Source organism: Citrobacter sp. R56, from assembly GCF_016811995.1.
Lineage (GTDB): Bacteria > Pseudomonadota > Gammaproteobacteria > Enterobacterales > Enterobacteriaceae > Citrobacter_D > Citrobacter_D enshiensis.
The window spans coordinates 2087807-2112520 of sequence record NZ_CP069159.1 but is presented as its reverse complement, the minus strand read 5'-3'; the positions used below and the strand labels follow the sequence as shown (position 1 = coordinate 2112520).

At 52.7% G+C, this 24714-nt stretch carries 25 protein-coding genes and 1 other annotated feature; of the genes, 12 read left to right on the top strand and 13 right to left on the bottom strand.

Annotation, left to right across the window (positions count from 1 at the left end; genetic code table 11):
- Positions 1–77: 77 nt before the first annotated feature.
- From rluB to rnm, 3 genes are all read right to left on the bottom strand, one after another.
- Entirely contained in the window at positions 78–953 is an 876-nt protein-coding gene (gene rluB / locus JM656_RS10120) for a 23S rRNA pseudouridine(2605) synthase RluB (RefSeq protein WP_192612393.1), read from the bottom strand.
- Positions 954–1053: 100 nt separating this feature from the next.
- The gene (locus JM656_RS10115; RefSeq protein WP_203361022.1) at positions 1054–1674 is read right to left on the bottom strand and encodes an L-threonylcarbamoyladenylate synthase; all 621 of its coding nucleotides are present in this window, start codon (positions 1672–1674) and stop codon (positions 1054–1056) included.
- Positions 1671–2552 carry an RNase AM gene (rnm, locus tag JM656_RS10110; RefSeq protein WP_203361021.1) on the bottom strand — a complete coding sequence of 294 codons (882 nt, stop codon included), beginning with the start codon at positions 2550–2552 and terminating at the stop codon, positions 1671–1673. Before rnm ends, JM656_RS10115 begins: the two co-directional genes overlap by 4 nt.
- A gap of 157 nt (positions 2553–2709) precedes the next feature.
- Positions 2710–2803, top strand: a sequence feature (Trp leader region).
- A gap of 23 nt (positions 2804–2826) precedes the next feature.
- Between rnm and JM656_RS10105 the strand changes: the two genes are divergently transcribed.
- The 5 genes from JM656_RS10105 to trpA are packed head-to-tail and all read left to right on the top strand — an operon-like array spanning position 2827 to position 9357.
- A complete protein-coding gene (locus tag JM656_RS10105) occupies positions 2827–4389 on the top strand; it encodes an anthranilate synthase component 1 (protein WP_203361020.1) in 1563 nt (520 codons plus the stop codon).
- Entirely contained in the window at positions 4389–5984 is a 1596-nt protein-coding gene (gene trpD / locus JM656_RS10100) for a bifunctional anthranilate synthase glutamate amidotransferase component TrpG/anthranilate phosphoribosyltransferase TrpD (RefSeq protein ID WP_203361019.1), read from the top strand. Before JM656_RS10105 ends, trpD begins: the two co-directional genes overlap by 1 nt.
- 3 nt (positions 5985–5987) lie before the next feature.
- The gene (gene trpCF / locus JM656_RS10095) at positions 5988–7346 is read left to right on the top strand and encodes a bifunctional indole-3-glycerol-phosphate synthase TrpC/phosphoribosylanthranilate isomerase TrpF (RefSeq protein WP_203361018.1); all 1359 of its coding nucleotides are present in this window, start codon (positions 5988–5990) and stop codon (positions 7344–7346) included.
- Between the two features lie 11 nt (positions 7347–7357).
- On the top strand, positions 7358–8551 hold the full coding sequence (trpB, locus tag JM656_RS10090; protein ID WP_192612398.1) for a tryptophan synthase subunit beta: 1194 nt from the start codon (positions 7358–7360) through the stop codon (positions 8549–8551).
- Positions 8551–9357, top strand: a complete 807-nt coding sequence (gene trpA, locus JM656_RS10085) for a tryptophan synthase subunit alpha (RefSeq protein ID WP_203361017.1) — start codon at positions 8551–8553, stop codon at positions 9355–9357. The genes trpB and trpA overlap by 1 nt, the downstream gene beginning before the upstream one ends.
- A gap of 32 nt (positions 9358–9389) precedes the next feature.
- Here trpA and JM656_RS10080 read toward each other — a convergent pair whose 3' ends face one another.
- Both JM656_RS10080 and ompW read right to left on the bottom strand, forming a co-directional pair.
- Positions 9390–10859: a GGDEF domain-containing protein gene (locus tag JM656_RS10080; protein ID WP_203361016.1), complete on the bottom strand. Its 1470-nt coding sequence runs from the start codon at positions 10857–10859 to the stop codon at positions 9390–9392.
- Positions 10860–11074: 215 nt separating this feature from the next.
- Entirely contained in the window at positions 11075–11713 is a 639-nt protein-coding gene (gene ompW, locus JM656_RS10075) for an outer membrane protein OmpW (RefSeq protein ID WP_192612401.1), read from the bottom strand.
- A gap of 282 nt (positions 11714–11995) precedes the next feature.
- Here ompW and JM656_RS10070 point away from each other — a divergent pair, with 282 nt between their 5' ends.
- From JM656_RS10070 to yciA, 4 genes are all read left to right on the top strand, one after another.
- Positions 11996–12400: a YkgJ family cysteine cluster protein gene (locus JM656_RS10070; RefSeq protein WP_203361015.1), complete on the top strand. Its 405-nt coding sequence runs from the start codon at positions 11996–11998 to the stop codon at positions 12398–12400.
- Positions 12401–12425: 25 nt separating this feature from the next.
- Positions 12426–13169 carry a YciC family protein gene (locus tag JM656_RS10065; RefSeq protein WP_203361014.1) on the top strand — a complete coding sequence of 248 codons (744 nt, stop codon included), beginning with the start codon at positions 12426–12428 and terminating at the stop codon, positions 13167–13169.
- A 54-nt stretch (positions 13170–13223) separates the two neighbouring features.
- On the top strand, positions 13224–13763 hold the full coding sequence (locus JM656_RS10060) for a septation protein A (RefSeq protein ID WP_192612404.1): 540 nt from the start codon (positions 13224–13226) through the stop codon (positions 13761–13763).
- Between the two features lie 220 nt (positions 13764–13983).
- Positions 13984–14385, top strand: coding sequence for an acyl-CoA thioester hydrolase YciA (gene yciA / locus JM656_RS10055; RefSeq protein WP_203361013.1), 402 nt, complete (start codon positions 13984–13986; stop codon positions 14383–14385).
- A gap of 44 nt (positions 14386–14429) precedes the next feature.
- Here the strand turns inward: yciA and tonB are convergent, their stop codons facing one another.
- The gene (tonB, locus tag JM656_RS10050; RefSeq protein WP_203361012.1) at positions 14430–15149 is read right to left on the bottom strand and encodes a TonB system transport protein TonB; all 720 of its coding nucleotides are present in this window, start codon (positions 15147–15149) and stop codon (positions 14430–14432) included.
- A 214-nt stretch (positions 15150–15363) separates the two neighbouring features.
- Here tonB and JM656_RS10045 point away from each other — a divergent pair, with 214 nt between their 5' ends.
- Positions 15364–15660, top strand: a complete 297-nt coding sequence (locus JM656_RS10045) for a YciI family protein (RefSeq protein WP_192612407.1) — start codon at positions 15364–15366, stop codon at positions 15658–15660.
- Positions 15661–15716: 56 nt separating this feature from the next.
- Here the strand turns inward: JM656_RS10045 and JM656_RS10040 are convergent, their stop codons facing one another.
- On the bottom strand, positions 15717–15890 hold the full coding sequence (locus JM656_RS10040) for a YciY family protein (RefSeq protein WP_192612408.1): 174 nt from the start codon (positions 15888–15890) through the stop codon (positions 15717–15719).
- Positions 15891–16033: 143 nt separating this feature from the next.
- On the opposite strand from JM656_RS10040, the gene cls reads away from it, so the two are divergent.
- Positions 16034–17494, top strand: coding sequence for a cardiolipin synthase (gene cls / locus JM656_RS10035; RefSeq protein WP_203361011.1), 1461 nt, complete (start codon positions 16034–16036; stop codon positions 17492–17494).
- Positions 17495–17528: 34 nt separating this feature from the next.
- Entirely contained in the window at positions 17529–17858 is a 330-nt protein-coding gene (locus JM656_RS10030) for an HI1450 family dsDNA-mimic protein (RefSeq protein ID WP_162383145.1), read from the top strand.
- Positions 17859–17890: 32 nt separating this feature from the next.
- On the opposite strand, the gene JM656_RS10025 is transcribed toward JM656_RS10030, so the two are convergent.
- The 6 genes from JM656_RS10025 to oppA all read right to left on the bottom strand — a co-directional run bounded on the left by JM656_RS10025 (position 17891) and on the right by oppA (position 24396).
- The gene (locus JM656_RS10025) at positions 17891–18727 is read right to left on the bottom strand and encodes an ion transporter (RefSeq protein ID WP_203361010.1); all 837 of its coding nucleotides are present in this window, start codon (positions 18725–18727) and stop codon (positions 17891–17893) included.
- A gap of 46 nt (positions 18728–18773) precedes the next feature.
- Entirely contained in the window at positions 18774–19778 is a 1005-nt protein-coding gene (gene oppF, locus JM656_RS10020; RefSeq protein ID WP_203361009.1) for a murein tripeptide/oligopeptide ABC transporter ATP-binding protein OppF, read from the bottom strand.
- Positions 19775–20788 (bottom strand): murein tripeptide/oligopeptide ABC transporter ATP-binding protein OppD, encoded by a 1014-nt coding sequence (gene oppD, locus JM656_RS10015; RefSeq protein ID WP_192612412.1) that lies wholly within the window; start codon positions 20786–20788, stop codon positions 19775–19777. The genes oppF and oppD overlap by 4 nt, the downstream gene beginning before the upstream one ends.
- An 11-nt stretch (positions 20789–20799) precedes the next feature.
- Positions 20800–21708 (bottom strand): oligopeptide ABC transporter permease OppC, encoded by a 909-nt coding sequence (gene oppC, locus JM656_RS10010; protein ID WP_203361008.1) that lies wholly within the window; start codon positions 21706–21708, stop codon positions 20800–20802.
- A 14-nt stretch (positions 21709–21722) separates the two neighbouring features.
- Positions 21723–22643 carry an oligopeptide ABC transporter permease OppB gene (gene oppB, locus JM656_RS10005; RefSeq protein ID WP_203361007.1) on the bottom strand — a complete coding sequence of 307 codons (921 nt, stop codon included), beginning with the start codon at positions 22641–22643 and terminating at the stop codon, positions 21723–21725.
- Between the two features lie 121 nt (positions 22644–22764).
- Positions 22765–24396, bottom strand: coding sequence for an oligopeptide ABC transporter substrate-binding protein OppA (oppA, locus tag JM656_RS10000; protein ID WP_203361006.1), 1632 nt, complete (start codon positions 24394–24396; stop codon positions 22765–22767).
- Between the last annotated feature and the right edge of the window lie 318 nt (positions 24397–24714).

The following is a 24714-nucleotide window of genomic DNA, read 5'->3' as shown; positions in this document are numbered from 1 at the left end:
CGGATAAGGCGCTTGCGGCGCCATCCGGCACCGCGCAATTGCCTGATGGCGCCACGCTTATCAGGCCTACAAAAGCGTTAACCGTTGTTGTTACGACCGCCGGAACGACGACCGCTGCCAACCTGGCTGTGACGTTTCACCGCACGGCGAATCTGATTCGCTTTCATGCGACGTCTGTCTTTCTCAACAGCCACTTTTGACTCGGTTTCTGGCTGCAACTCCACCAGTTCACGCAAATAGTTAGTCTGCGCGAGATCCAGCTCAGTCCAGCCGCCACGCGGAAGACCTTTTGGCAGCGGAATGTCACCGTAACGTACGCGAATCAAACGACTCACCTGCACGCCTACGGCTTCCCACAGGCGGCGTACTTCACGGTTACGCCCTTCGGTCAACGTCACGTTGTACCACTGGTTAATCCCTTCACCGCCGCTGAACTTAATGGTTTTAAAGGCCGCAGGGCCATCTTCCAGTTGCACGCCACGGCTCAGATCGCGCAGTTTGGTCTCATCGACCTGACCAAAGACACGCACAGCGTATTCGCGCTCAACTTCACGGCTCGGGTGCATCAGACGGTTTGCCAGTTCGCCATCCGTCGTAAACAGCAGCAAACCGCAGGTGTTGACGTCCAGACGCCCTACCGCAATCCAGCGTGCGCCACGCAGTTTTGGTAAACGATCAAAAACCGTAGGACGACCTTCCGGGTCGTTACGGGTACACAGTTCGCCTTCAGGCTTGTAATAGGCCAGAACACGACAAATTTGTTCCGCAGACTCTTTCACCGAGATCAGATGACCGTCGATACGAATTTTCAGACCCGGAGTCACTTCAACGCGATCGCCAAGCGTGGCAATTTTGCCGTCTACGCTCACACGACCTGCTTCAATAATCGATTCGATTTCACGGCGAGAGCCGTGGCCAGCGCGAGCCAGCACTTTCTGTAACTTTTCGCTCATAGAGCTTCCTTTAGGTGTCGCCTTCACAGGCGTCGAACAGGAGAATCAACGGCGCTGTACAGCGCCATTTTAAGGCCGCGTAGTATACAGAGTTGCGCCCTTATAAGAAAGGTTTAACGTCGCCGACGCCTTCGCGCAAGACCACCGGAGAATCATCGGTTAAATCAATGACCGTTGTGGGTTGTTGACCGAGATAGCCCCCGTGGATAATCAAATCAACCAGCTTCTCAAGCCTGTCTTTGATCTCTTCCGGATCTGACTCGGTAAAATCACTGCCCGGTAACATCAACGATGTCGACAGCATCGGTTCACCCAGTGCGGCCAGCAACGCCAGCGCAATCGGGTTTGATGGCACGCGCAGACCGATGGTTTTGCGTTTTTCCTGCAACAGGCGACGCGGCACTTCTTTGGTTCCTTTCAGAATGAAAGTGTAGTTGCCCGGCGTGTTGTTTTTAATTAAACGAAACGCGACGTTATCCACGAAGGAATAGGTCGACAGTTCCGACAGATCCCTACACATCAGCGTAAAGTTATGCCCGTCTGGCAGATGACGAATACGGCAAATGCGCTCCATGGCGCCTTTATCTTCGATTTTGCAGCCAAGCGCATAACCGGAATCGGTTGGATAAACGATCACCCCGCCTTTACGCACGATCTCGACAGCCTGGTTAATCAGGCGCGGCTGCGGGTTTTCCGGATGAATATAAAAAAACTGGCTCATACTTCCCTCACTGTGGTGTCTTCGGGCTGCTCCCATAACTGCCATACGCCTTCGACGCCTGCTGGCAGCCAGAGCTTACGACCCAACTCAATCCACGGGCAGGGTTGATGAAAATCAGACCCTTGCGATGCCCATAATTGATTCTGGCGCGCCAATGTCGCCAGTTGAGTACGTTCATTGGGAGATTGCTGGCATTGCGCGACTTCCATCGCGTCACCGTGATGTTCAGCAAAATGCGCAACCAATCTTTTCAGCCACTTAGCGCTAAGGTCGTATCGCCCAGGATGGGCCAGCACCGCCTTACCGCCAGAATGATGAATCACATCAATAGCTTGTTCTATTGTACACCACTGTGGGGGAACGTATCCGGTTTTCCCACGCGCAAGATACTTTTTGAACACATCCGCCATGGTGGTTGCTTTACCGCATTCCACCAAAAAGCGGGCAAAATGCCCGCGTGTTACCGCCCCGCCATCCGCAAGGCGTAACGCCCCTTCCCACGCGCCGGGAATATGGGCCTTGTCCAGCCGCTCGGCAATCAAACGCGCACGCTGCTGGCGACGCTCCGTTTGTTCGGCCAGGAAATCGCACATCGCCGGATCGGCAATATCGATATTCAGCCCCACTATATGGATTTCGTGATTTTCCCAGACCGTCGAGATTTCGACGCCGGCAATCAAATTCAGGGCTAACCCGGAACGTGAAATTTCTTCTCTTGCCGCCGGAATAGCGGCAGTGGTGTCATGATCGGTGATCGCCAGCGTGCCGACTCGCATCTCAACTGCACGGTGTACCAACGCTTCTGGCGTCAACCGTCCATCGGACGCCGTTGTATGACTGTGCAGGTCATAAATCACTGCGTAATTCGTGTCGCTCAAGGCGAGCTCCCGTCTTAATAATGGCTCTTTCACAGACATCATAGCGTTTCCGGCAAATATACTGAAATCAGGTGTTGACAAAAATCCATTGAACTAGTTAACTAGTACGAAAGTTCACATGAAGAAGGTATCTGAAATGAAAGCTCAATTCGTACTGCAAAGTTGGTGGCGCACTTCCTGATTTCGGGCAGTGTCTTCGCAGCTATATGCAACCAGATACCCGGCCCGCCAATATGAGCGGGCTTTTTTTTGAACAGAATGAATGAGAATAACGATGCAAATACAAAAACCGACACTCGAACTGCTCTCCTGTGATGCCGCTTACCGCGAAAATCCGACGGTACTGTTCCATCAAGTCTGCGGCGATCGCCCTGCCACACTGTTACTGGAATCCGCCGACATCGACAGTAAAGATGACCTCAAAAGTCTGCTGCTGGTCGATAGCGCGTTGCGCATTACCGCATTAGGTGACACTGTCACCATTCAGGCGTTATCAGATAACGGCGCTTCCTTACTGCCACTGCTGGATGCCGCACTGCCTGCCGGGATCGACAACGAGCAACTTGCATCGAGCCGCATTCTCCATTTTCCGCCGGTTAGCCCGCTGCTGGATGAAGACGCCCGCCTGTGTTCACTCTCCGTGTTTGATGCGTTCCGTCTGCTGCAAAATCTGGTGAATGTGCCCTCACAGGAGCGGGAAGCGATGTTCTTCGGCGGTCTGTTTGCCTATGACCTGGTGGCCGGTTTTGAAGACTTACCGCAGCTTGAAGCCGGTAATCGTTGCCCGGACTACTGCTTCTATCTGGCAGAAACGCTGATGGTGATTGACCATCAAAAGAAAAGCACCCGCATTCAGGCCAGCATCTTTACCGCTGATGCGGCTGAACGCCAGCGTCTGGCGCAGCGTCTTGCACAATTAACCCAGCAACTGACCGAGACCGCGCCGCCGTTGCCTGTCACCGCCGTTCCGCATATGCGTTGCGAATGCAATCAGAATGATGAAGAGTTCGGCGCCGTTGTACGCAGCATGCAAAAAGCTATTCGCGCGGGTGAGATTTTTCAGGTGGTCCCGTCCCGCCGGTTCTCACTTCCCTGCCCGTCGCCGCTCGCGGCCTATGATGTGCTGAAAAAGAGCAACCCCAGCCCGTATATGTTCTTTATGCAGGACAACGAATTCACGCTGTTTGGCGCATCGCCAGAAAGCTCGCTGAAATACGATGCCACCAGCCGTCAAATTGAGATCTACCCCATCGCCGGAACGCGCCCACGCGGTCGTCGCGCGGATGGTTCTCTGGATCGGGATCTGGACAGCCGTATTGAACTGGAGATGCGTACCGATCACAAAGAGATGTCCGAACATCTGATGCTGGTTGATCTTGCCCGCAATGATTTGGCGCGGATCTGTACGCCAGGTAGTCGCTACGTCGCCGACCTGACGAAAGTTGACCGTTACTCCTTTGTGATGCACCTGGTTTCCCGCGTGGTAGGAGAACTGCGCAGCGATCTGGATGTTCTGCACGCCTACCGCGCCTGCATGAATATGGGCACCCTTAGCGGTGCGCCAAAAGTCCGCGCCATGCAGCTCATCGCGAATGCCGAAGGGCGTCGTCGCGGCAGCTATGGCGGCGCCGTCGGCTATTTCACCGCCCACGGCGATCTGGATACCTGCATTGTGATTCGCTCCGCCCTTGTCGAAGACGGCATTGCCACCGTGCAAGCTGGCGCCGGGGTTGTTCTCGATTCTGTTCCGCAGTCTGAAGCCGATGAAACCCGTAACAAAGCGCGCGCCGTGTTGCGCGCTATCGCCACCGCGCATCATGCACAGGAGACTTTCTAATGGCTGACATTCTGCTGCTCGATAACATCGACTCTTTTACGTACAACCTGGCAGATCAGCTACGGACCAACGGTCATCATGTGGTGATTTACCGTAACCACATCCCTGCCCAGACGCTGATCGACCGTCTTGCGACGATGAAAAACCCGGTGCTGATGCTCTCTCCGGGCCCAGGCGCGCCAAGCGAAGCCGGTTGCATGCCGGAGCTGTTGACCCGTCTGCGCGGAAAGCTGCCGATTATCGGTATCTGCCTCGGTCATCAGGCGATTGTTGAAGCCTACGGTGGCTACGTCGGTCAGGCGGGCGAAATTCTGCATGGCAAAGCGTCAAGCATTGAGCATGACGGCCAGGCGATGTTTGCCGGTCTGGCAAATCCGCTGCCCGTCGCGCGTTATCACTCTCTGGTGGGCAGCAATGTGCCTGCCGGACTGACCATCAACGCCCATTTTAACGGGATGGTGATGGCAGTACGTCACGATGCGGATCGCGTCTGCGGCTTCCAGTTTCATCCGGAATCCATTCTGACCACGCAGGGCGCCCGCTTACTGGAACAAACGCTGGCGTGGGCGCAACAGAAGCTGGAGCAGACCAACACGCTGCAGCCCATTCTGGAAAAACTATACCAGGCACAAACGCTTTCTCAGCAAGAGAGCCATCAGTTGTTCTCTGCCGTGGTGCGCGGCGAACTGAAGCCGGAGCAACTGGCGGCGGCGCTGGTCAGCATGAAAATTCGTGGCGAGCATCCTAACGAAATTGCCGGGGCGGCAACCGCATTGCTGGAAAACGCGGCACCGTTTCCACGCCCTGACTATCTCTTCGCCGATATCGTCGGTACTGGCGGTGACGGCAGCAACAGCATCAATATTTCCACCGCCAGCGCCTTCGTTGCGGCGGCGTGCGGCATGAAGGTGGCGAAACACGGCAACCGCAGTGTTTCCAGTAAATCCGGCTCTTCCGATTTGCTGGCGGCTTTCGGTATTAATCTGGATATGAATGCCGACAAGTCGCGCCAGGCGCTGGACGACCTCGGTGTCTGCTTCCTGTTTGCACCGAAGTACCATACCGGTTTTCGCCATGCGATGCCGGTGCGCCAGCAGTTAAAAACGCGCACGCTGTTCAACGTGCTGGGACCGTTGATTAACCCGGCGCACCCGCCGCTGGCCCTGATTGGCGTCTACAGCGCTGAACTGGTGCTGCCGATTGCCGAGACATTGCGCGTCCTGGGATACCAACGCGCCGCAGTTGTCCACAGCGGCGGAATGGATGAAGTTTCCTTGCATGCGCCGACTATCGTTGCCGAGTTAAACGAGGGTGAAATCAAAAGCTATACGTTGACGGCGGATGACTTTGGCCTCACCCCTTATCATCAGGAACAGCTGGCAGGCGGTACGCCAGAAGAAAACCGTGACATTCTGACACGCTTACTACAAGGTAAAGGTGAAGCCGCCCACGAGGCTGCTGTCGCTGCGAATGTCGCTATGTTAATGCGCCTGCATGGCGAGGAAGATTTGAAAGCCAATGTGCAAACCGTGATCACCGTTCTGCGCAGCGGCGCAGCGTATGACCGGGTCACCGCACTGGCGGCAAGAGGGTAATTAATGCAAACCGTTTTAGCGAAAATCGTCGCAGATAAGGCGATTTGGGTAGAAGCCCGTAAGCAGCAGCAACCGCTGGCCAGTTTTCAGAACGACATCCAGCCGAGTTCACGACATTTTTATGATGCCCTGCAGGGCGCGCGTACCGCGTTTATCCTGGAGTGTAAAAAGGCCTCCCCCTCGAAAGGCGTGATCCGGGAGAATTTCGACCCTGCGCAGATTGCGGGCGTCTACAAGCACTATGCGTCGGCGATTTCCGTACTGACCGACGAGAAATATTTTCAGGGCAGTTTTGACTTTCTGCCGGTGGTCAGCGCCATCGCGCCGCAGCCGATTCTGTGTAAGGATTTCATTATTGATCCTTACCAAATCTACCTGGCGCGCCATTATCAGGCGGATGCCTGCCTGCTAATGCTTTCGGTGCTGGATGACGAGCAGTATCGCCAGCTTGTCACCGTGGCGCACAGCTTAAAAATGGGCGTGTTGACCGAGGTCAGTAATGAAGAAGAGCTGGAGCGCGCCATTGCGCTGGGCGCAAAAGTGGTCGGTATCAATAACCGCGACCTGCGCGACCTGTCGATTGATTTGAATCGCACCCGACAGCTTGCGCCGCGTTTGGGTCATGGCGTGACCGTGATCAGCGAATCCGGGATCAACACCTACGGTCAGGTGCGCGAACTGAGCCACTTCGCCAACGGTTTCCTTATCGGCTCTGCGCTGATGTCCGAAGACAATCTCCACGCCGCCGTGCGCCGGGTGTTGCTGGGTGAGAATAAAGTGTGCGGCCTGACGCGTCCCCAGGATGCAAAGGCTGCGTATGACGCTGGCGCTATTTATGGCGGTTTGATTTTTGCGGCTACCTCTCCTCGTGCCGTGAGCACTGAGCAGGCACGGGACGTAATGGCAGCAGCGCCGCTACGATATGTTGGCGTCTTTCGTGATGCGGACATTGCGGAGGTTTGCGAGAAAGCCTCCACCCTGTCGCTCACCGCAGTGCAACTGCACGGTCACGAAGATCAGGCTTATGTGAATGCGCTGCGCGCTGCACTGCCTGAACAGGTGCAAATCTGGAAAGCGTTGAGCGTCAGCGACACGCTCCCTGCCCGCGATTATCAACAGGTCGATAAGTACCTTCTGGATAACGGCCAGGGCGGTACAGGGCAACGTTTTGACTGGTCCTTATTGCAGGGTCAGACGCTCGACAATGTTTTTCTGGCTGGCGGATTAAGCGCAGACAACTGCGTAGACGCGGCTAAAACCGGCTGTGCCGGCCTCGATTTTAATTCTGGTGTAGAGTCGCAGCCGGGCATCAAAGATGCGCGTCTTCTGGCCTCGGTCTTTCAGACACTGCGCGCTTATTAAGGAAGAAACACATGACAACATTACTGAATCCGTACTTTGGTGAATTTGGCGGCATGTATGTGCCACAGATCCTGATGCCAGCCCTGCGTCAACTGGAAGAAGCGTTCGTCAGCGCGCAGAAAGATCCAGAGTTTCAGGCGCAGTTTACCGATCTGCTCAAAAACTACGCCGGTCGCCCGACCGCGTTAACCAAATGCCAGAACATCACGGCGGGTACCAAAACCACCCTTTATCTGAAGCGTGAAGATCTGCTGCACGGCGGCGCGCACAAAACCAACCAGGTGCTGGGTCAGGCGCTGCTGGCCAAGCGGATGGGCAAAACTGAAATCATTGCCGAAACCGGGGCAGGTCAACACGGCGTAGCCTCCGCGCTTGCCAGTGCGCTGCTGGGTCTGAAATGCCGCATTTATATGGGTGCGAAAGATGTTGAACGCCAGTCACCTAACGTGTTCCGTATGCGTTTGATGGGGGCTGAAGTGATCCCGGTTCACAGCGGTTCCGCAACCCTGAAAGATGCCTGTAACGAGGCGCTGCGCGACTGGTCTGGTAGCTATGACACCGCGCACTATATGCTCGGTACTGCCGCTGGCCCGCATCCGTTCCCGACCATTGTGCGTGAGTTTCAGCGCATGATTGGGGAAGAAACCAAAGCCCAGATCCTGGAAAAAGAAGGTCGTTTGCCAGATGCGGTTATCGCCTGTGTCGGCGGCGGTTCAAATGCGATCGGTATGTTTGCTGATTTTATTGACGAAACCAGCGTCGGACTGATTGGCGTAGAACCTGGCGGTCACGGGATCGAAACCGGTGAGCATGGCGCGCCGCTCAAACACGGTCGCGTAGGGATCTACTTCGGCATGAAAGCGCCGATGATGCAGACGGAAGAAGGCCAGATTGAAGAGTCTTACTCGATTTCTGCCGGGCTGGATTTCCCGTCTGTCGGACCGCAACACGCGTACCTGAACAGTATCGGTCGTGCCGATTACGTGTCGATCACCGATGACGAGGCGCTCGAAGCGTTCAAAACCCTGTGCCTGCATGAAGGTATTATCCCGGCGCTGGAGTCCTCCCACGCCCTGGCGCATGCGTTAAAAATGATGCGCGACAACCCGGAAAAAGAGCAACTGCTGGTGGTTAACCTTTCCGGTCGCGGCGACAAAGACATTTTCACCGTACACGACATTCTGAAAGCGCGAGGGGAAATCTGATGGAACGCTACGACAATTTATTTGCACAGTTGAAGGATCGTAAAGAAGGCGCATTTGTTCCCTTTGTCACGCTGGGCGACCCTTCGGTTGAGCAATCGCTGAAGATTATTGATACGCTGATCGCGGCCGGTGCCGATGCCCTTGAACTCGGGATACCGTTCTCCGACCCGCTGGCTGACGGCCCGACGATTCAGGAGGCCACGCTGCGCGCGTTTGCCTCGGGCGTTACCCCAACGCAATGTTTTGAAATGCTGGCGTTAATTCGCCAGAAGCACCCTGACATTCCTGTGGGCCTGCTGATGTACGCCAACCTGGTCTTTAGCAAAGGGATCGACGAATTTTACGCCCAGTGCGAAAAGGTCGGCGTCGACTCCGTGCTGATTGCTGACGTACCGGTGGAAGAGTCTGCGCCTTTCCATCAGGCGGCACTGCGCCACAATGTCGCGCCGATTTTCATCTGCCCGCCGAATGCCGATGATGAGCTTCTGCGCCAGATTGCCTCCCGGGGCCGCGGCTACACCTATTTGCTCTCCCGGGCGGGGGTGACGGGTGCGGAAAATCGTGCCGCGCTACCGTTGCACCATCTGGTCGAAAAACTGAAAGAGTACAACGCAGCCCCACCGTTGCAGGGTTTCGGTATCTCTTCTCCGGAACAGGTCACCGGGGCAATTGAGGCCGGAGCAGCGGGGGCGATTTCCGGCTCGGCAATTGTGAAAATCATTGAGAAAAACGTCGATAAACCTGAACAGATGCTGGCCGAGCTAAAAACGTTCGTCACGGCCATGAAAGCGGCAACGCGCGCGTAATGTCCGGCAACCGCCAGAACACATCTGGCGGTTTACCCTTTCGCCTGTTTCATTTTGTACATTTCATTATCCGCAACCTGGATCGCCGCATCCAGGGCGCCGTTCACTTCCGCAATTCCCCATGACACCGACAACGGCACCTGATTACCGCCAACCCAAAACGTATATCCCTGCACCTGGCTGGCAATGCGTTCTGCAACCGCAACAGCATCACTGGCGTTTGCCCGGTAAAGCAGGATCACAAACTCATCGCCGCCCGTACGTATCACCATGTCATTGCTGGTTCGGGTATTGGAAAGCATACGGTTCGCGATAACCTGGAGCGCCCTGTCGCCTGCCACATGTCCCCAGGTATCGTTGATCGCTTTGAATTTATTGCAATCCAGCAGGATCACCGCGCAACGCGAGAGATCGCGGCGTTTAATAATATCGAGGATCTTGCGGTTAAAGCACCCGGTCAAAGAGTCGATATAAATCTTGAGGTCACTTTCGTTGAGCCATGCCTTCAGCCCCAGACTGATCATAATAAAAAAGAACGGCGCCAACAGAATCGCAATACCTGCCTGGATGTCATGCGTGACAAAACGCCCGAGTGAAATGGTGTATTTGAACACATACTTTTCAGACACTATTTTGACGATGCTTTTCCCCATCGACGAGCAGTTCCCGGTTAGGCACAACGACTCTTTGTTGGTGACATTCACCAGCGCCACATTTAGTCCATGGGGTATCTGGTTATCAAAAGCTTTAGCCAGGGCTTCCTGCAACTCTGGCCTGGCGTGGTCGTAGACAAGATAGGCCACAATATGGTCGGAGATCTCTTTTCCGGAAAGGTCGTAAATATAACTCACCACGCTAAAGGCTTTTTCGCCGGTGATTTTATCGGTATAGAAATTGGTGGAACTCAGCGCCTTGGTTTTGACGTTTTTTTCCAACAGTCGGGTATAAAAATCAACGGGCGGGTAAAAAAAGCTGCGAATATCTCTCGCCATTTCCGAGTCAGAAAAATGAAACATCCGGGAATCTGCGGGCGTAAACCAATAAAAGTAATCGGCATCTTTGGCGATGATATACCGGTGCGCGTCATAATTTCCGGGATTGAGGGCATTGACCCTGTCGCGGATAAATTCTGCTGCGGTAAACATACATAGCGCGTCAGTACCGGTGTGTTTTGCCACCATCGCGCCTGTCGCCGAATGGATCCGTTTTCTGTCGGCATTGATTCCCCAGGCGTCTTTATCTCTGGGAATAAAGAGCGAAGTATCGCCACACATGCCGGCATTTTTAATCTGGTGATAACGTTCACCCGTCGCATCTGCGATCAGTTCGTTGTCATTAAAAATGTCTACCATCCGCGTCTGCAGACGATTCATGCCATCACTGGCCGCCGCCAGTCGCTGTTCATAAATCACAAAAATGAACAGTGAGGTAAAAAGCAAGGTGATAAGCCCTGATATGAACAATGCCTGCCGGTTTCTCAGCCCGTCCTGCACAATCTTCACGCGTCCACCCAGATCATTAACAGTACTGCAAAACCGGTCGCCCGTTTATGTTGTTGCATAGCATCCCTGAAATCTGCTTGCCAGAGACGGCGATAATTTTACTAATGTTAGCATTTCAGAGAGTTAAGCGAGGGGAAAAATAAAAATAGCCGTTGCAAGGGACGAAAAAAAAGCCGGTAGCAATGCAACCAGCTTTTTCGATAGCGATGAGGATTTTAGAAGCGATAGCCCGCAGAGAACATAAACACCCACGGATCGAGGCGAACGCTGTCATGCTGCTGAGCGCCGCCAAGTTTATAGTTCGCGGTCGTGTCGATATCCATGTACCAAACCGACATGTTGATCAGCCAGTCACGGTCGATCAGGTAATCCATACCCACTTGCCCTGCTGCGCCCCAGGAGTCTTTCAGGCTCAGGTCAGACAATCCAGTCTCTTTTCCTTTGTCGTTAAAGCCCGTGTCAAAGAAGGTGGTGTAGTTAATACCGGCTCCAACGTACGGACGCAGTTTGCTGCTGGAATCACCAAAGTACCACTGAGCCATTAATGTCGGCGGCAAATGGTGAACGGTGGCGATATCACCGGTTGATGAGGTTCCAATCTTATGACGGAACGGCGTCGCGCCCAGCAGTTCGATACCGATATTGTCCGTTGCCATATAGGTGAATGTCAGGCCAAGTTGCGTATTGTTGCTAACATCAAATCCGCCCAGGCTACCTAACGTACCACCCGCCCCTTCGGTCGGTCGAACCGTCGCCGAACCTGCACGAATGAAGAACTCGCCCGCTTCATGCGCATAAACCCCGCCAGAGAGAAGAGTACTTACTGCCAACGCCGCCACTGTTAATTTTTTCATGTCCGCTCCATCGTTATGGTTATAAAAGCGTGACGAATATACCCACAATGGAGTAAAAAGTGATCTAACACAGATCACATTACATCTTGTAATTTAACATTTATTGATCTGGATTAATTTAGAACTTGCATTCAAAATCCTGGTTAAACTGATACAGATCAAATTCGATATATTTTCGCACTGAAAATATTCAGATGCTTCCCTCTTGCCCTTCCCGAAACAGGGCGCTAATTTAGCTTTCTCACAATTGAATTGATGCGTTATCTTGTTGCAGGTGAAATCATGAGCGATCTCAACCCGTGCATGACGTGCGGTGCCTGTTGTGCGTTTTTTCGTGTCTCTTTTTATTGGGCGGAAGCCAGTGATGCTGGCGGCCCTGTCCCGGTTCATCTGACGGAACCGGTGAGTCCCTTTCTACGTTGTATGGCGGGCACCAACCAAAAACAGTCCCGCTGCGGGGCGCTGTCCGGTTCTCCCGGCGCAAATGTCAGCTGTACTATCTATGAAAACCGCCCCTCCGCCTGCCGGGAATTTGCCATGTCAGGAGAAGATGGCGAGGTCAACGAAGCCTGTAACCGCGCTCGCGCCCAGTACGGATTACCTCCGCTTTACAAAGATATGCTTTTCCATACAAGCCTTGATGCTGCCACTCACGGGTTATCCAGGGTACAATTGCCCGCTAATTAACACCTGCAGAACTCAAGGAGAGTGCATGTCTATCACGGCGAAGTCCGTATACCGTGACACGGGGAATTTTTTCCGTAATCAATTTGTTACCATCTTACTGGTATCGTTGCTGTGCGCGTTTATCACGGTGGTTTTAGGTCATGCCTTTTCCCCCAGCGACGCGCAAATTGCACAACTCAGCGAAGGCGACCATCTGGCGGGTAGCGTTGGATTGTTCGACCTGGTGCAAAACATGACGCCGGAACAGCAGCAAATCTTGTTACGTGCTTCTGCAGCCTCGACGTTTTCAGGTCTCATTGGCAATGCCATTCTGGCAGGCGGCGTCATGCTGATGATTCAATTGATTTCGGCCGGTCATCGGGTAAGTGCATTACGCGCCATTGGCGCCAGCGCCCCTGTTTTGCCTAAGCTGTTTATTCTGATTTTCCTGACGACGCTGCTGGTGCAGATTGGCATTATGCTGGTGGTGGTTCCTGGTATTCTCATGGCCATCCTCCTCGCACTTGCGCCAGTCATGCTGGTTCAGGACAAAATGGGTGTTTTTGCTGCAATGCGCAACAGCATGCGTCTTGCGTGGTCTAATATGCGATTGGTCGCGCCCGCGGTGATCAGTTGGTTGCTGGCAAAAACGTTGCTTCTGCTCTTTGCACCTAACTTTGCTGTACTGACCCCGAACGTGGGCGCGGTGGTGGCGAATACGCTGAGCAATTTGATCTCTGCCGTTTTGCTCATCTATTTATTCCGCCTGTATATGTTGATTCGCCAATAACCCTGTGTGCGTCGGCGCTTTCCGGCCGATGCATGTTAATTACGGAATCGAAGAATGAAGCAGTTTCTTGATTTTTTACCGCTGGTTGTCTTTTTTGCCTTTTACAAGCTTTATGACATCTATGCGGCAACCTCAGCCCTGATCGTCGCCACCGCAATTGTCCTGATTTACAGTTGGGTACGCTATCGCAAGGTTGAGAAGATGGCGTTGATCACCTTTATTCTGGTTGCAGTGTTTGGCGGCCTGACCATTTTCTTCCATAACGATGAATTTATTAAATGGAAGGTGACGGTGATTTACGGCTTGTTTGCGGGCGCCTTGCTGGTAAGCCAGTGGATTATGAAAAAGCCATTAATTCAGCGCATGCTTGGGAAAGAACTTACGCTCCCTCAACCGGTCTGGTCGAAGTTAAATCTGGCGTGGGCGGTCTTTTTCATCCTGTGCGGCCTTGCGAATATCTACATCGCGTTCTGGCTGCCGCAAAATATTTGGGTCAATTTTAAAGTCTTTGGCCTGACCGCATTGACGTTGATTTTCACCCTGTTGAGCGGCGTTTATATTTACCGCCATCTCCCCCAGGAAGACAAATCGTAATCTCTCCAGCGCCAGCCCCTTCCTCTGGCGCTGCTCTTTTCTGCATGACTCCCCGTATTTCACCGCACAGATTGCATGAATCATAAAGATAGGGTGGAAATGGTCCCCTTTCCTTCTGAGCTACCGGGACACCCGCGGTGCGCGGCGTATCTCCTCTGTTCTCAATCTGCAAATCATAGTAGCATCGCGCCTGTAATTTTTTTCTATAGTCGGTTCTACAATGACAACAACGAATAATGTCCCCCAGGGCGAACTTGTTTTACGCACGCTGGCCATGCCTGCTGATACGAATGCCAATGGCGATATTTTTGGCGGCTGGCTGATGTCGCAAATGGATATTGGCGGTGCCATTCAGGCCAAAGAAATTGCCCATGGCCGCGTGGTGACCGTGCGCGTCGAGGGAATGACGTTTTTACGCCCTGTCGCGGTGGGAGATGTGGTGTGCTGTTACGCACGCTGTATAAGACGCGGCACAACCTCTGTCAGCATCAACATCGAAGTGTGGGTTAAAAAGGTGGCCTCTGAGCCTATTGGGCAGCGTTATAAAGCGACTGAAGCGCTGTTTATTTATGTTGCGGTAGACAAAGACGGCAAGCCCCGCGCCCTGCCAGTTCAGAAGTAAAAAAAAGCCTCCGGATGTGGAGGCTTTTTTAATCATCATCACGCTTATTCAATCTGCGTTGTACCATTGAGGCGGAAAACAATATTCACCACCAACCCGGTACCCGGTTTCCCGGCTTCATAGCGCCATTTGCGCATCGCGTTTTTCACTTCCCGCTCAAACATGTTCGCCGGTTGTGCTGAGAGTATTTCAACATCATCAACACGTCCGTCGGACGTCACGTTGAATTTCACCTTGACCCGCCCTTCGATACGCAACGCTTGCGCACGCGGCGGATACTGCGGTTGATTACGGCTCAGGGCACGAGGGCCCGCAGGCGCACTGACCGCAGGTTTGCTGGTCGCAGGTGCGGTACTGGTCGTCGGACGCGCAGGCGCGGTGTTTTCAGACGGCGTCAACGGACGCGACTCAACCGGCTTCACATCACGCTTCGGCTGCTCCTGAACCTTCTTCACAGGCTTAGGCTTGGGTTTCGGTTTTGGCTTCGGTTTCTCAATCACTACCGGCGCTTCTTTTGGCGGTTCCGGGATCGGCTCAGGTTCGGGTTCGACGACAGGTTGCGGCGGCGGCTGAACAGCCTGTGGAGGCTCAAGATCGGCAGGCGCGACCATGGTGACGGAGATCGGCTGCGCAGGCGCAGGCAGTTCAATAACCTGATGTACCGAGGTATACAGCAGTCCCGCCACTACAGCACCATGAACGCCAACGGAAAGTAATGTCGGCCAGGGAAAGCGACGAGGTAGATCAAGGGTCATTGAAGTCATAATCGTTTCAGTTAAAAAACCAGGCCCTGATTTTAAATGCAAATAGCAATCATATTCAATAAGACATCACAATGAGGTGCATTTAAAACGCAATATTATCCTAAAAAAGCCCTGCAAAGTGTACGCCTTAACAAAGCCGTCATCTTTGCGTTGCAGTTGAGAGTCCTTTCCAATAACGTAATTAACGACTTTTACCTATTAAGGAGCTCTACCCGTGCTGTATGTCATCTACGCTCAGGATATCGCCGACTCTCTCGAAAAGCGCCTTTCGGTTCGCCCCGCACATCTGGCGCGTCTGCAACTTCTGCACGATGAAGGCCGCCTGCTCACGGCGGGTCCAATGCCTGCCGTTGACAGCAACGATCCCGGTGCAGCAGGTTTTACCGGCTCAACGGTCATTGCTGAATTTGAATCTCTGGAAGCTGCACAATCGTGGGCAGAAGCGGACCCGTATGTTGCCGCGGGTGTCTACGCGCAGGTTTCCGTTAAGCCCTTCAAAAAAGTCTTTTAAGTCCGACTGGACGCCACTGAAGTCGTTGGGCACCGAATGCGGTGCCCTTATTTTAATCAGATGCTGTGGATCGCAAACAGCAACGAGTTACGTTGATGATTGAGAACACACTTTCTGATTGAGTGGATACGCATATTGCGACGCGACTGCCCTTCAAGCCAACGCGCTTTACGGCGGCTAGCCTGACGTAACATACGCCAGCGTCCCACTTCCGTTCTACTACGTTTCATGTTAACGACTCTTACAGTGCTGGAGGCGAGCATTATACGCCCTCACCAAACTCAGACCAGCGCTTTTCCTGTGTTTTTATTTGCCAGATGAATCCTGATGCGTAAACTCATAACAATACGCTTTCAAAAGGATTTTTAATGTTATGACAACCTTCTACACAGTGGTGAGTTGGCTGGTCATTCTCGGATACTGGCTTCTGATTGCCGGCGTGACATTGCGCATTTTGATGAAACGACGTGCAGTGCCTTCCGCGATGGCATGGCTGCTGATTATCTATATTCTGCCGCTGGTAGGGATTATTGCTTATCTCTCGTTTGGTGAACTGCACCTGGGGAAACGTCGGGCCGAACGCGCCAGAGCCATGTGGCCGTCGACCGCCAAATGGCTGAACGATCTCAAGGCCTGCAAACATATTTTCGCGCAGGAAAACAGTAGCGTTGCTTCATCATTGTTTAAACTTTGTGAGCGTCGTCAGGGAATTGCGGGCGTTAAAGGAAACCAACTTCAGCTACTGACCGATTCCGATGATGTGATGCAGGCGCTGATCCGCGATATCCAACTCGCGCGCCATAATATTGAGATGGTGTTCTACATCTGGCAGCCAGGTGGAATGGCCGATCAGGTTGCGGAGTCTTTGATGGCCGCTGCCCGCCGCGGTATTCACTGCCGTTTGATGCTGGATTCCGCTGGCAGCGTCGCCTTCTTTCGCAGTCCGTGGGCAGCCATGATGCGTAATGCAGGCATCGAGGTCGTCGAAGCGCTCAAAGTCAATCTGATGCGTGTTTTTTTACGCCGTATGGATTTACGCCAGCATCGCAAAATGGTGATGATCGACAACTACATTGCGTATACCGGCAGCATGAATATGGTCGACCCGCGTTTTTTCAAACAGGATGCGGGCGTCGGGCAATGGGTCGATTTGATGGCAAGGATGGAAGGTCCCGTCGCGACGGCAATGGGTATCGTCTACTCCTGCGACTGGGAAATCGAGACCGGTAAACGCATCCTGCCTCCCCCGCCGGATCAGAATATTATGCCGTTTGAAGAGGCCAGCGGGCATACCATTCATACTATCGCGTCCGGGCCAGGCTTCCCCGAAGACCTGATCCACCAGGCACTGCTGACCGCCGCCTACTCTGCACGCGAATATTTGATTATGACCACCCCGTACTTCGTCCCCAGCGACGATCTGCTGCACGCGATTTGCACCGCGGCGCAACGCGGAGTGGATGTCAGTATTATTCTTCCGCGTAAAAATGATTCCGTGCTGGTCGGCTGGGCGAGCCGCGCCTTTTTCAGCGAACTGCTGGCAGCCGGGGTCAAAATTTACCAGTTTGAAGGGGGACTGTTACACACCAAGAGCGTACTGGTTGACGGCGAACTGAGTCTGGTCGGCACCGTGAATCTGGATATGCGCAGTTTATGGCTCAACTTTGAGATAACGCTGGTCATTGACGATGCGGGATTTGGCGGCGATCTCGCGGCCGTTCAGGATGATTACATCTCGCGTTCACGCCTGCTTGATGCGCGGTTGTGGGTAAAACGCCCGCTGTGGCAACGAATCACCGAGCGACTGTTTTACTTCTTCAGCCCGTTGCTGTAAAACGTGCGCAAGCGACGATAAACAGGTAGTCATTATGGATATGGATCTGAACAATCGCCTGACTGAGGATGAAACCCTTGAGCAGGCTTACGATATTTTTCTCGAGCTGGCTGCGGATAACCTCGACCCGGCAGACATTATTCTGTTCAACCTGCAGTTCGAAGAACGCGGCGGCGCAGAACTGTTTGACCCGGCAGAAGACTGGCAGGAGCACGTTGATTTTGACCTGAATCCTGACTTTTTTGCCGAAGTGGTGATTGGTCTGGCAGACAGCGAAGACGGTGAAATTAACGACATCTTTGCCCGCGTGCTGCTGTGTCGCGAGAAAGATCACAAGCTCTGCCACATTCTCTGGCGTGAGTAAGTGAAAAGCCGCTAACGCGGCTTTTTTTTCATCTACTCCGGGAGCTTACTCCCGCAGCGGTTACAATACTGCGCGCTGTATTCGTGCTGCCCCTGCTGACACGTCGGGCATTTCCGCTGCTGATTACGTTTCAGAAACGCCGTGCTCATATGCGTGGTAATTAAACCGGTTGGAATCGCAATAACAGAGTAACCAATTAAAATCAGCACCGATGCCACGATACGCCCCAATGGGGTATGCGGCGTAATATCGCCATAGCCTACCGTTGTTACCGTCACAATCGCCCAATAAACCGACGCATTCAGCGTCGTAAACCCATATTGCGGCCCTTCAATCAAATACATCAGCGCGCCAAAAATAATCATCACAATGGCAATAAACGAATAAAATAGAATCAACTGATGACGCGCGCTAATGATCGCCCCCCAGAACACCCGCAGCGAGGGCATGAAACGCAATAGTTTCAGGATCCGCAGAACACGAATTGCCCGCATCGCCCGCCAGGCAAAAACATAATTGAGACTGATCTCCGGCCATAGCCACATGACATACAGGGGCAGGATGGTGGCTAAATCAATGAATCCCCAGAAGCTGAAGACATATTTCGCCGGATTCGGCCAGGTCAATAATCGCAGGAGATATTCGCAGGTGAATACCAGCGTCACGAATAACTCCAGCCAGACAAAGGTATGCCATTCGCTATAGGTCAGGTGATATTGCGTCCCCAGACCCGATTCAACAAAGATGATTAAGACGCTAATCAGCGCGAACAGACCGCATATCCCTTCAAAGCGGCGGCCAGAACGTGTATTCAGATCGAATAAGAGATGGTAAAGACGTCCACGAACGGAAGAGATGTTGAGCGACACAGTGACCTCGAAATGATAAGGGCTGACATCATGTCAGCCCTCGCGATTATAACGGGTCTACTTTCAGGCAGGAAACTGCATGTCGGAAACTGCCCTCCAGCACGGGCCGCGTTTTAGCACATTCAGGCCCGGCAATCGGGCACCGGGTGCGAAATACACAGCCTGATGGAGGATTGATTGGCGACGGCAACTCCCCTTCCAGCAGTTGAATGGTTTTGTTCTTTTCCAGATCCGGATCCGGGATCGGCACTGCCGACATTAACGCTTTGGTATAGGGATGCAGAGGATTGTGGTACACCTCGTCATAGGTGCCCAGTTCCACAGCATGACCCAGATACATCACCAGAACGCGGTCGGAGATATGTTTCACTACCGCCAAATCGTGCGCGATGAAAATCAGCGACAGCCCCATTTCGCGCTGTAATTGCTGCAGAAGGTTAACCACCTGAGCCTGAATGGAGACATCCAGCGCGGAAACCGGCTCATCACAAATGATCAGCTTAGGCTCAAGGATCAGCGCGCGTGCAATACCGATACGCTGACATTGTCCGCCTGAAAACTCGTGTGGATAGCGGTTGATCAGGTTGGGCAGAAGCCCAACTTTCATCATCATCGCCTTCACGCGGTCGCGGACTTCCTGACGCGACAGTTTGGGGTGATAAGTCCGCAGAGGTTCGGCAATAATTTCCCCAATCGTCATACGCGGATTCAGCGAGGCCAGCGGGTCCTGGAAAATCATCTGAATATCGCTACGCACCGCGCGCCATTCTTCCGGTTTCATTCCCAGCAGATCTTTACCCAACCAGGCCACTCTACCGTCAGTGGCTTTCACCAGCCCAATAATCGCCCTGGCGAAGGTCGATTTTCCGCAGCCAGATTCGCCCACAACGCCCAGCGTTTCCCCTTCATACAGTCGCAGCGTCACGCCATCGACCGCCTTCAGGGTTTTAGCGGGTTGCCAGAACCATTGCTTGCCGTCTTTGATGTCAAAATGCACTTTCAGATCGGCAATTTCGAGAAGCACTTTTCGTTGTTCAGTCACCGCGTTCATACCAGATCCTCCACCGCTTTGAAGCAGGCGCGCAGACGGCCAGGGCTAAATTCCTCAAGTGGAGGCGCACTGCTGCATATTTCCATCGCATGAGGGCAGCGAGGCTGGAATGGGCAGCCTTTTGGTAAACGCAGCAGGTTCGGCGGGTTGCCTGGAATCGTCAACATAGATTCCCCTTCCGCATCCAGACGCGGTACGGCGTTGAGCAAGCCAATAGAATACGGATGAACGGGTTGATAAAACACGTCGCGCGCATTTCCATATTCCATCGTACGACCTGCGTACATCACCAGAACTTTGTCGCAAATACCTGCCACCACGCCGAGGTCATGCGTGATCATGATAATGGCAGTGTTAAATTCACGTTTAAGTTCATTCAACAGCGTCATAATCTGCGCCTGCACGGTGACGTCAAGCGCCGTGGTTGGTTCATCGGCAATCAGTAATTTAGGACGGCAAAGCAACGCCATCGCGATCATAACGCGCTGGCGCATCCCCCCAGAAAACTCATGCGGGAACATTTTCATGCGCTTACGCGCTTCCGGCATTTTTACCGCATCCAGCATTTTCACTGACTCTTCAAATGCCTCGGCTTTACCCATCCCTTTATGCAGCATCAGAACTTCCATTAACTGCTCCCCGACCCGCATGTACGGGTTCAGTGAGGTCATAGGATCCTGAAAAATCATTGAAATTTGTTCAGCGCGCAGCTTGTTAAGCTCGCGCTCGGGTAAGTTCAGTATTTCGCGCCCATTAAACTTTGCAGAACCGCCAATGTGTCCATTTGCCGCCAGCAGCCCCATCAACGCAAACGCGGTCTGTGATTTGCCAGAACCTGACTCACCAACAATCCCTAACGTTTCCCCTGCGCGAAGCGAAAAGTTTAAATCGTTAACCGCGGTGACATCACCGTCTGGCGTACTGAATGTCACGCGAAGATCTGTCACGTTCAGCAGTGCGTTAGCCTGTTGCTGCGCGAGCGGCGCGGTTGAGGTTTCAATTACACTCATGGCTGCACTCCTTAACGGTCTTTCGGGTCGAGGGCATCACGCAGGCCATCGCCAATAAAGTTAAAACAGAATAACGTCACCACGAGGAAACCCGCCGGGAAGAGTAGCAGCCACGGTGAAACTTCCATTGAGTTGGCGCCATCGCTCAACAAGGCTCCCCAACTGCTCAACGGCTCCTGGGTACCTAACCCGAGGAAACTCAGGAAGGATTCGAACAGGATCATGCTCGGCACCAACAGTGAGGCATACACCACCACCACACCCAGCACGTTAGGGACGATATGACGAATCACGATACTGCCCGTGGAAACACCGCCAACCTGAGCCGCTTCAATAAACTCTTTACGTTTCAGGCTTAATGTCTGGCCCCGAACAATACGCGCCATATCCAGCCAGGAGACCATCCCGATCGCCACAAAAATCAGCAGGATATTTTGTCCAAAGAAGGTCACCAGCAAAATAACGAAGAACATGAACGGAAAGGAGTTGAGGATCTCAAGCAAGCGCATCATGACTGAGTCAATTTTGCCGCCAAGATAGCCCGATAACGAGCCGTATAGCGTCCCCACGATCACCGCCACCAGCGCAGCTGCAATCCCAACCATCAGCGAAATTCGCCCACCAATTGCCACGCGCACCAGCAGATCGCGTCCGGAAGAGTCCGTTCCGAAATAGTGCCCCGATTCCCTATCTGGCGCACTCGACATCATGCCCCAGTCGGTATCGAAATAGGTAAACTGCGACAGCATCGGCGCCAGCGCGACAAACAGCGCGATGATCACCAGAACCACGAGACTGGCCACCGCCGCACGGTTGTGCATAAAACGGCGACGGGCGTCCTGCCAAAGACTGCGGCCCTCGACCTCCAGCTTTTCACTGAAATTTTCCAGCGTCTCGCTGTTTTTCTTACTTAACATCATAGCGAGCTCCAGTATCAGTAACGAATCTTCGGATCGATGACGGCGTATAGCACATCGACGATGGCGTTAAACACAATGGTCAGCGCCCCCACCAGAATGGTGAGACTCAGCACCAGCGAATAGTCACGGTTCAATGCCCCGTTAACGAATAGCTGGCCGATCCCCGGCAAACCATAGATTGTCTCAATGACCATCGAGCCCGTGATAATGCCGACAAATGCCGGGCCCATATAAGACAGAACAGGCAACAACGCGGGTTTTAACGCGTGACGGAAAATAATCCGTCGCATCGGCAACCCTTTCGCCCGGGCGGTACGAATAAAGTTGGAGTGCAGCACTTCAATCATCGAGCCGCGAGTAATACGGGCGATACTGGCGATATAGGCAAGTGACAGCGCCACCATCGGCAAAATCATAAATTTCAGCGCCCCGCCGTTCCAGCCTCCGCCAGGCAGCCATTTGAGCGTGATAGCAAATATCATGACCAATAAGGGTGCCACAACGAAGCTGGGGATAACTACCCCGGTCATAGCCACCCCCATCACCGTGTAATCCCAGCGCGTGTTCTGGTTAAGTGCTGCAATGACCCCTGCGCTTACGCCGAGAATCACCGCAAGGAGAAAGGCGGCCGCCCCCAGTTTTGCGGATACCGGGAAGCTTGAAGCGACCAGGTCGTTGACCGTGTAATCTTTGTATTTAAAAGAAGGCCCAAAATCACCGTGCGCCAACTGCTTCAGATAGCTGAAGTATTGCGTACTGATGGGGTCATTCAGATGATATTTCGCTTCAATATTCGCCAGTACCTCTGGCGGCAGCGCGCGTTCACCGGTGAAAGGACTTCCCGGCGCAAGGCGCATCATAAAGAATGAAATCGTGATAAGAATGAAGAGTGTTGGAATCGCTTCCAGACAGCGACGTAAAATAAATTTCAACATTGCCCGTACCTTCTGGCGTGTGCCTTTACACCTCTGTGTCAAACGAACTCAGGTGAGGTGTTTATAGTGCGATGAAAAAAAGACACTGTGGGGCAAAAATCGCTTGCCCCACGTCTTGCCATTAATGCTTGATAATATACAAGTTTTTAACGTAGATATTATCCATCGGGTCTTTACCGGTGTAACCGCCTACCCAAGGTTTCACCAGGCGCGCGTTAACGTAATAATATACCGGTACAATTGCAGAGTCTTTATCAAGTTGCTGCTCTGCTTTCGTGTACAGCTCGGTACGCTGCGCTTCGTCAGTGACTTTCAGCGTGTCGCCAATCAGTTTGTCGAACGCAGGGCTCTTATAGTGAGCCGTGTTGTTTGAACTGTCTGACAGCATGGTATTCAGGAAGGATGTCGGTTCATTATAATCCGCACACCAGCCGGCACGTGCCACATCAAAGGTGCCCTGATGACGCGTGTCGAGGAACGTTTTCCATTCCTGGTTTTCCAGCTTCACGTTAGCGCCCAGATTTTTCTTCCAGATGGAAGCCACTGCGATCGCCAGCTTTTTATGCAGGTCGGAGGTGTTGTAAAGCAGGTCAAACGTCAACGGCTTGTCTGCGGTGAAGCCCGCTTCGGCCAGCAACTTTTTCGCTTCTTCGTTACGTTTTTCTTGTGACCACTTAAACCACTCCGGCTCAACCAGTTTCGCGCCATCGGTGTACGGAGGGGTGTAGCTATAGGCTGGCAGATCGCCCTGATTTTTCACTTTGTTGACAATGATATCGCGATCCAGCGCCATTTTCAGCGCGGTACGAACGCGAACATCATTAAACGGTGCTTTCTGGTTATTGATTTCGTAGTAGTAAGTACACAGATAAGGATCGACGCGGACTTCATCCGGGATCTCTTTTTTCAGCTTCTGGAATAATTCAATCGGCATGTTGTTATAGGTCATGTCGATTTCGCCGCTGCGATAGCGGTTAACATCAGTAACTTCGGAAGAGATCGGCAGATAAGTGACCTGATTAATGACGGTCTTGTCGTTATCCCAATAGTTGGTATTGCGCTCAAGCTCAATACGCTCGTTCACCACCCAGTTTTTCAGTTTGTACGCACCATTGGTGACAATATTGGCGGGCTGAGTCCACTTCTCACCGAATTTTTCGACGGCAGCTTTAGGTACTGGAGAAACGGACGGGTGAACCAGCAGTTTATAGAAATAGGGAACCGGCTCGCTCAGGGTGACTTCGAATGTATTATCATCAATCGCTTTTACGCCGAGATCGGTTGATGGCTTTTTACCTGAGATAATGTCGTCGATATTGGCGATATGGCCATACTGGAGATAACTGGCATAAGGTGACGCGGTATTCGGGTTAGCGAGACGCTGCCAGCTATAAACAAAGTCATGTGCAGTAACCGGCGTGCCGTCTGACCATTTTGCATTTTTACGCAGATGGAACGTCCAGACTTTAAAATCTTTGTTTTCCCATTTTTCCGCAACACCTGCTGACGGATGTCCTTCGACATCGCTTACCAATAAACCTTCAAACAGATCGCGGCTAATGTTTGACTCCGGCACACCTTCAATTTTGTGCGGGTCGAGAGACTGAACTTCGGAACCATTATTACGCACCAGAGTTTGCTTATCGGAGAGTTGAACGCCGGCCGGTACGTCCGCAGCCATTGCAACGTTTCCGGCGACTAGCGCAGTTAAAATCCCCGCAGCTACTAAACTTTTTTTTGTGATGTTAGACATTGTGTTTGTACTCCACTCATTATAATTACTGGCTTTTTAACCAGCCTGTTTAATCCCGTTTGGGTTTCTGTACAGCACCGGAGATTTTGCTGCTGTCAGTTCGTTTACTACGTTGCTATCACCGACTTTATTTATTTTGACGATTCGAATGATCGCCTTACGTCGATTCCGTCTACGCCTCCCCTGTCAGAGACGCGCTTTTATTCTGTAAATCATTTTATTGACAATAGTTCTCAACAACGTGAGATCTTCTGAAAATATCTGGCCGGAAAGTACCAAATGCGTTTCTTAACCGCCAATATAATTTACAGATTTGTT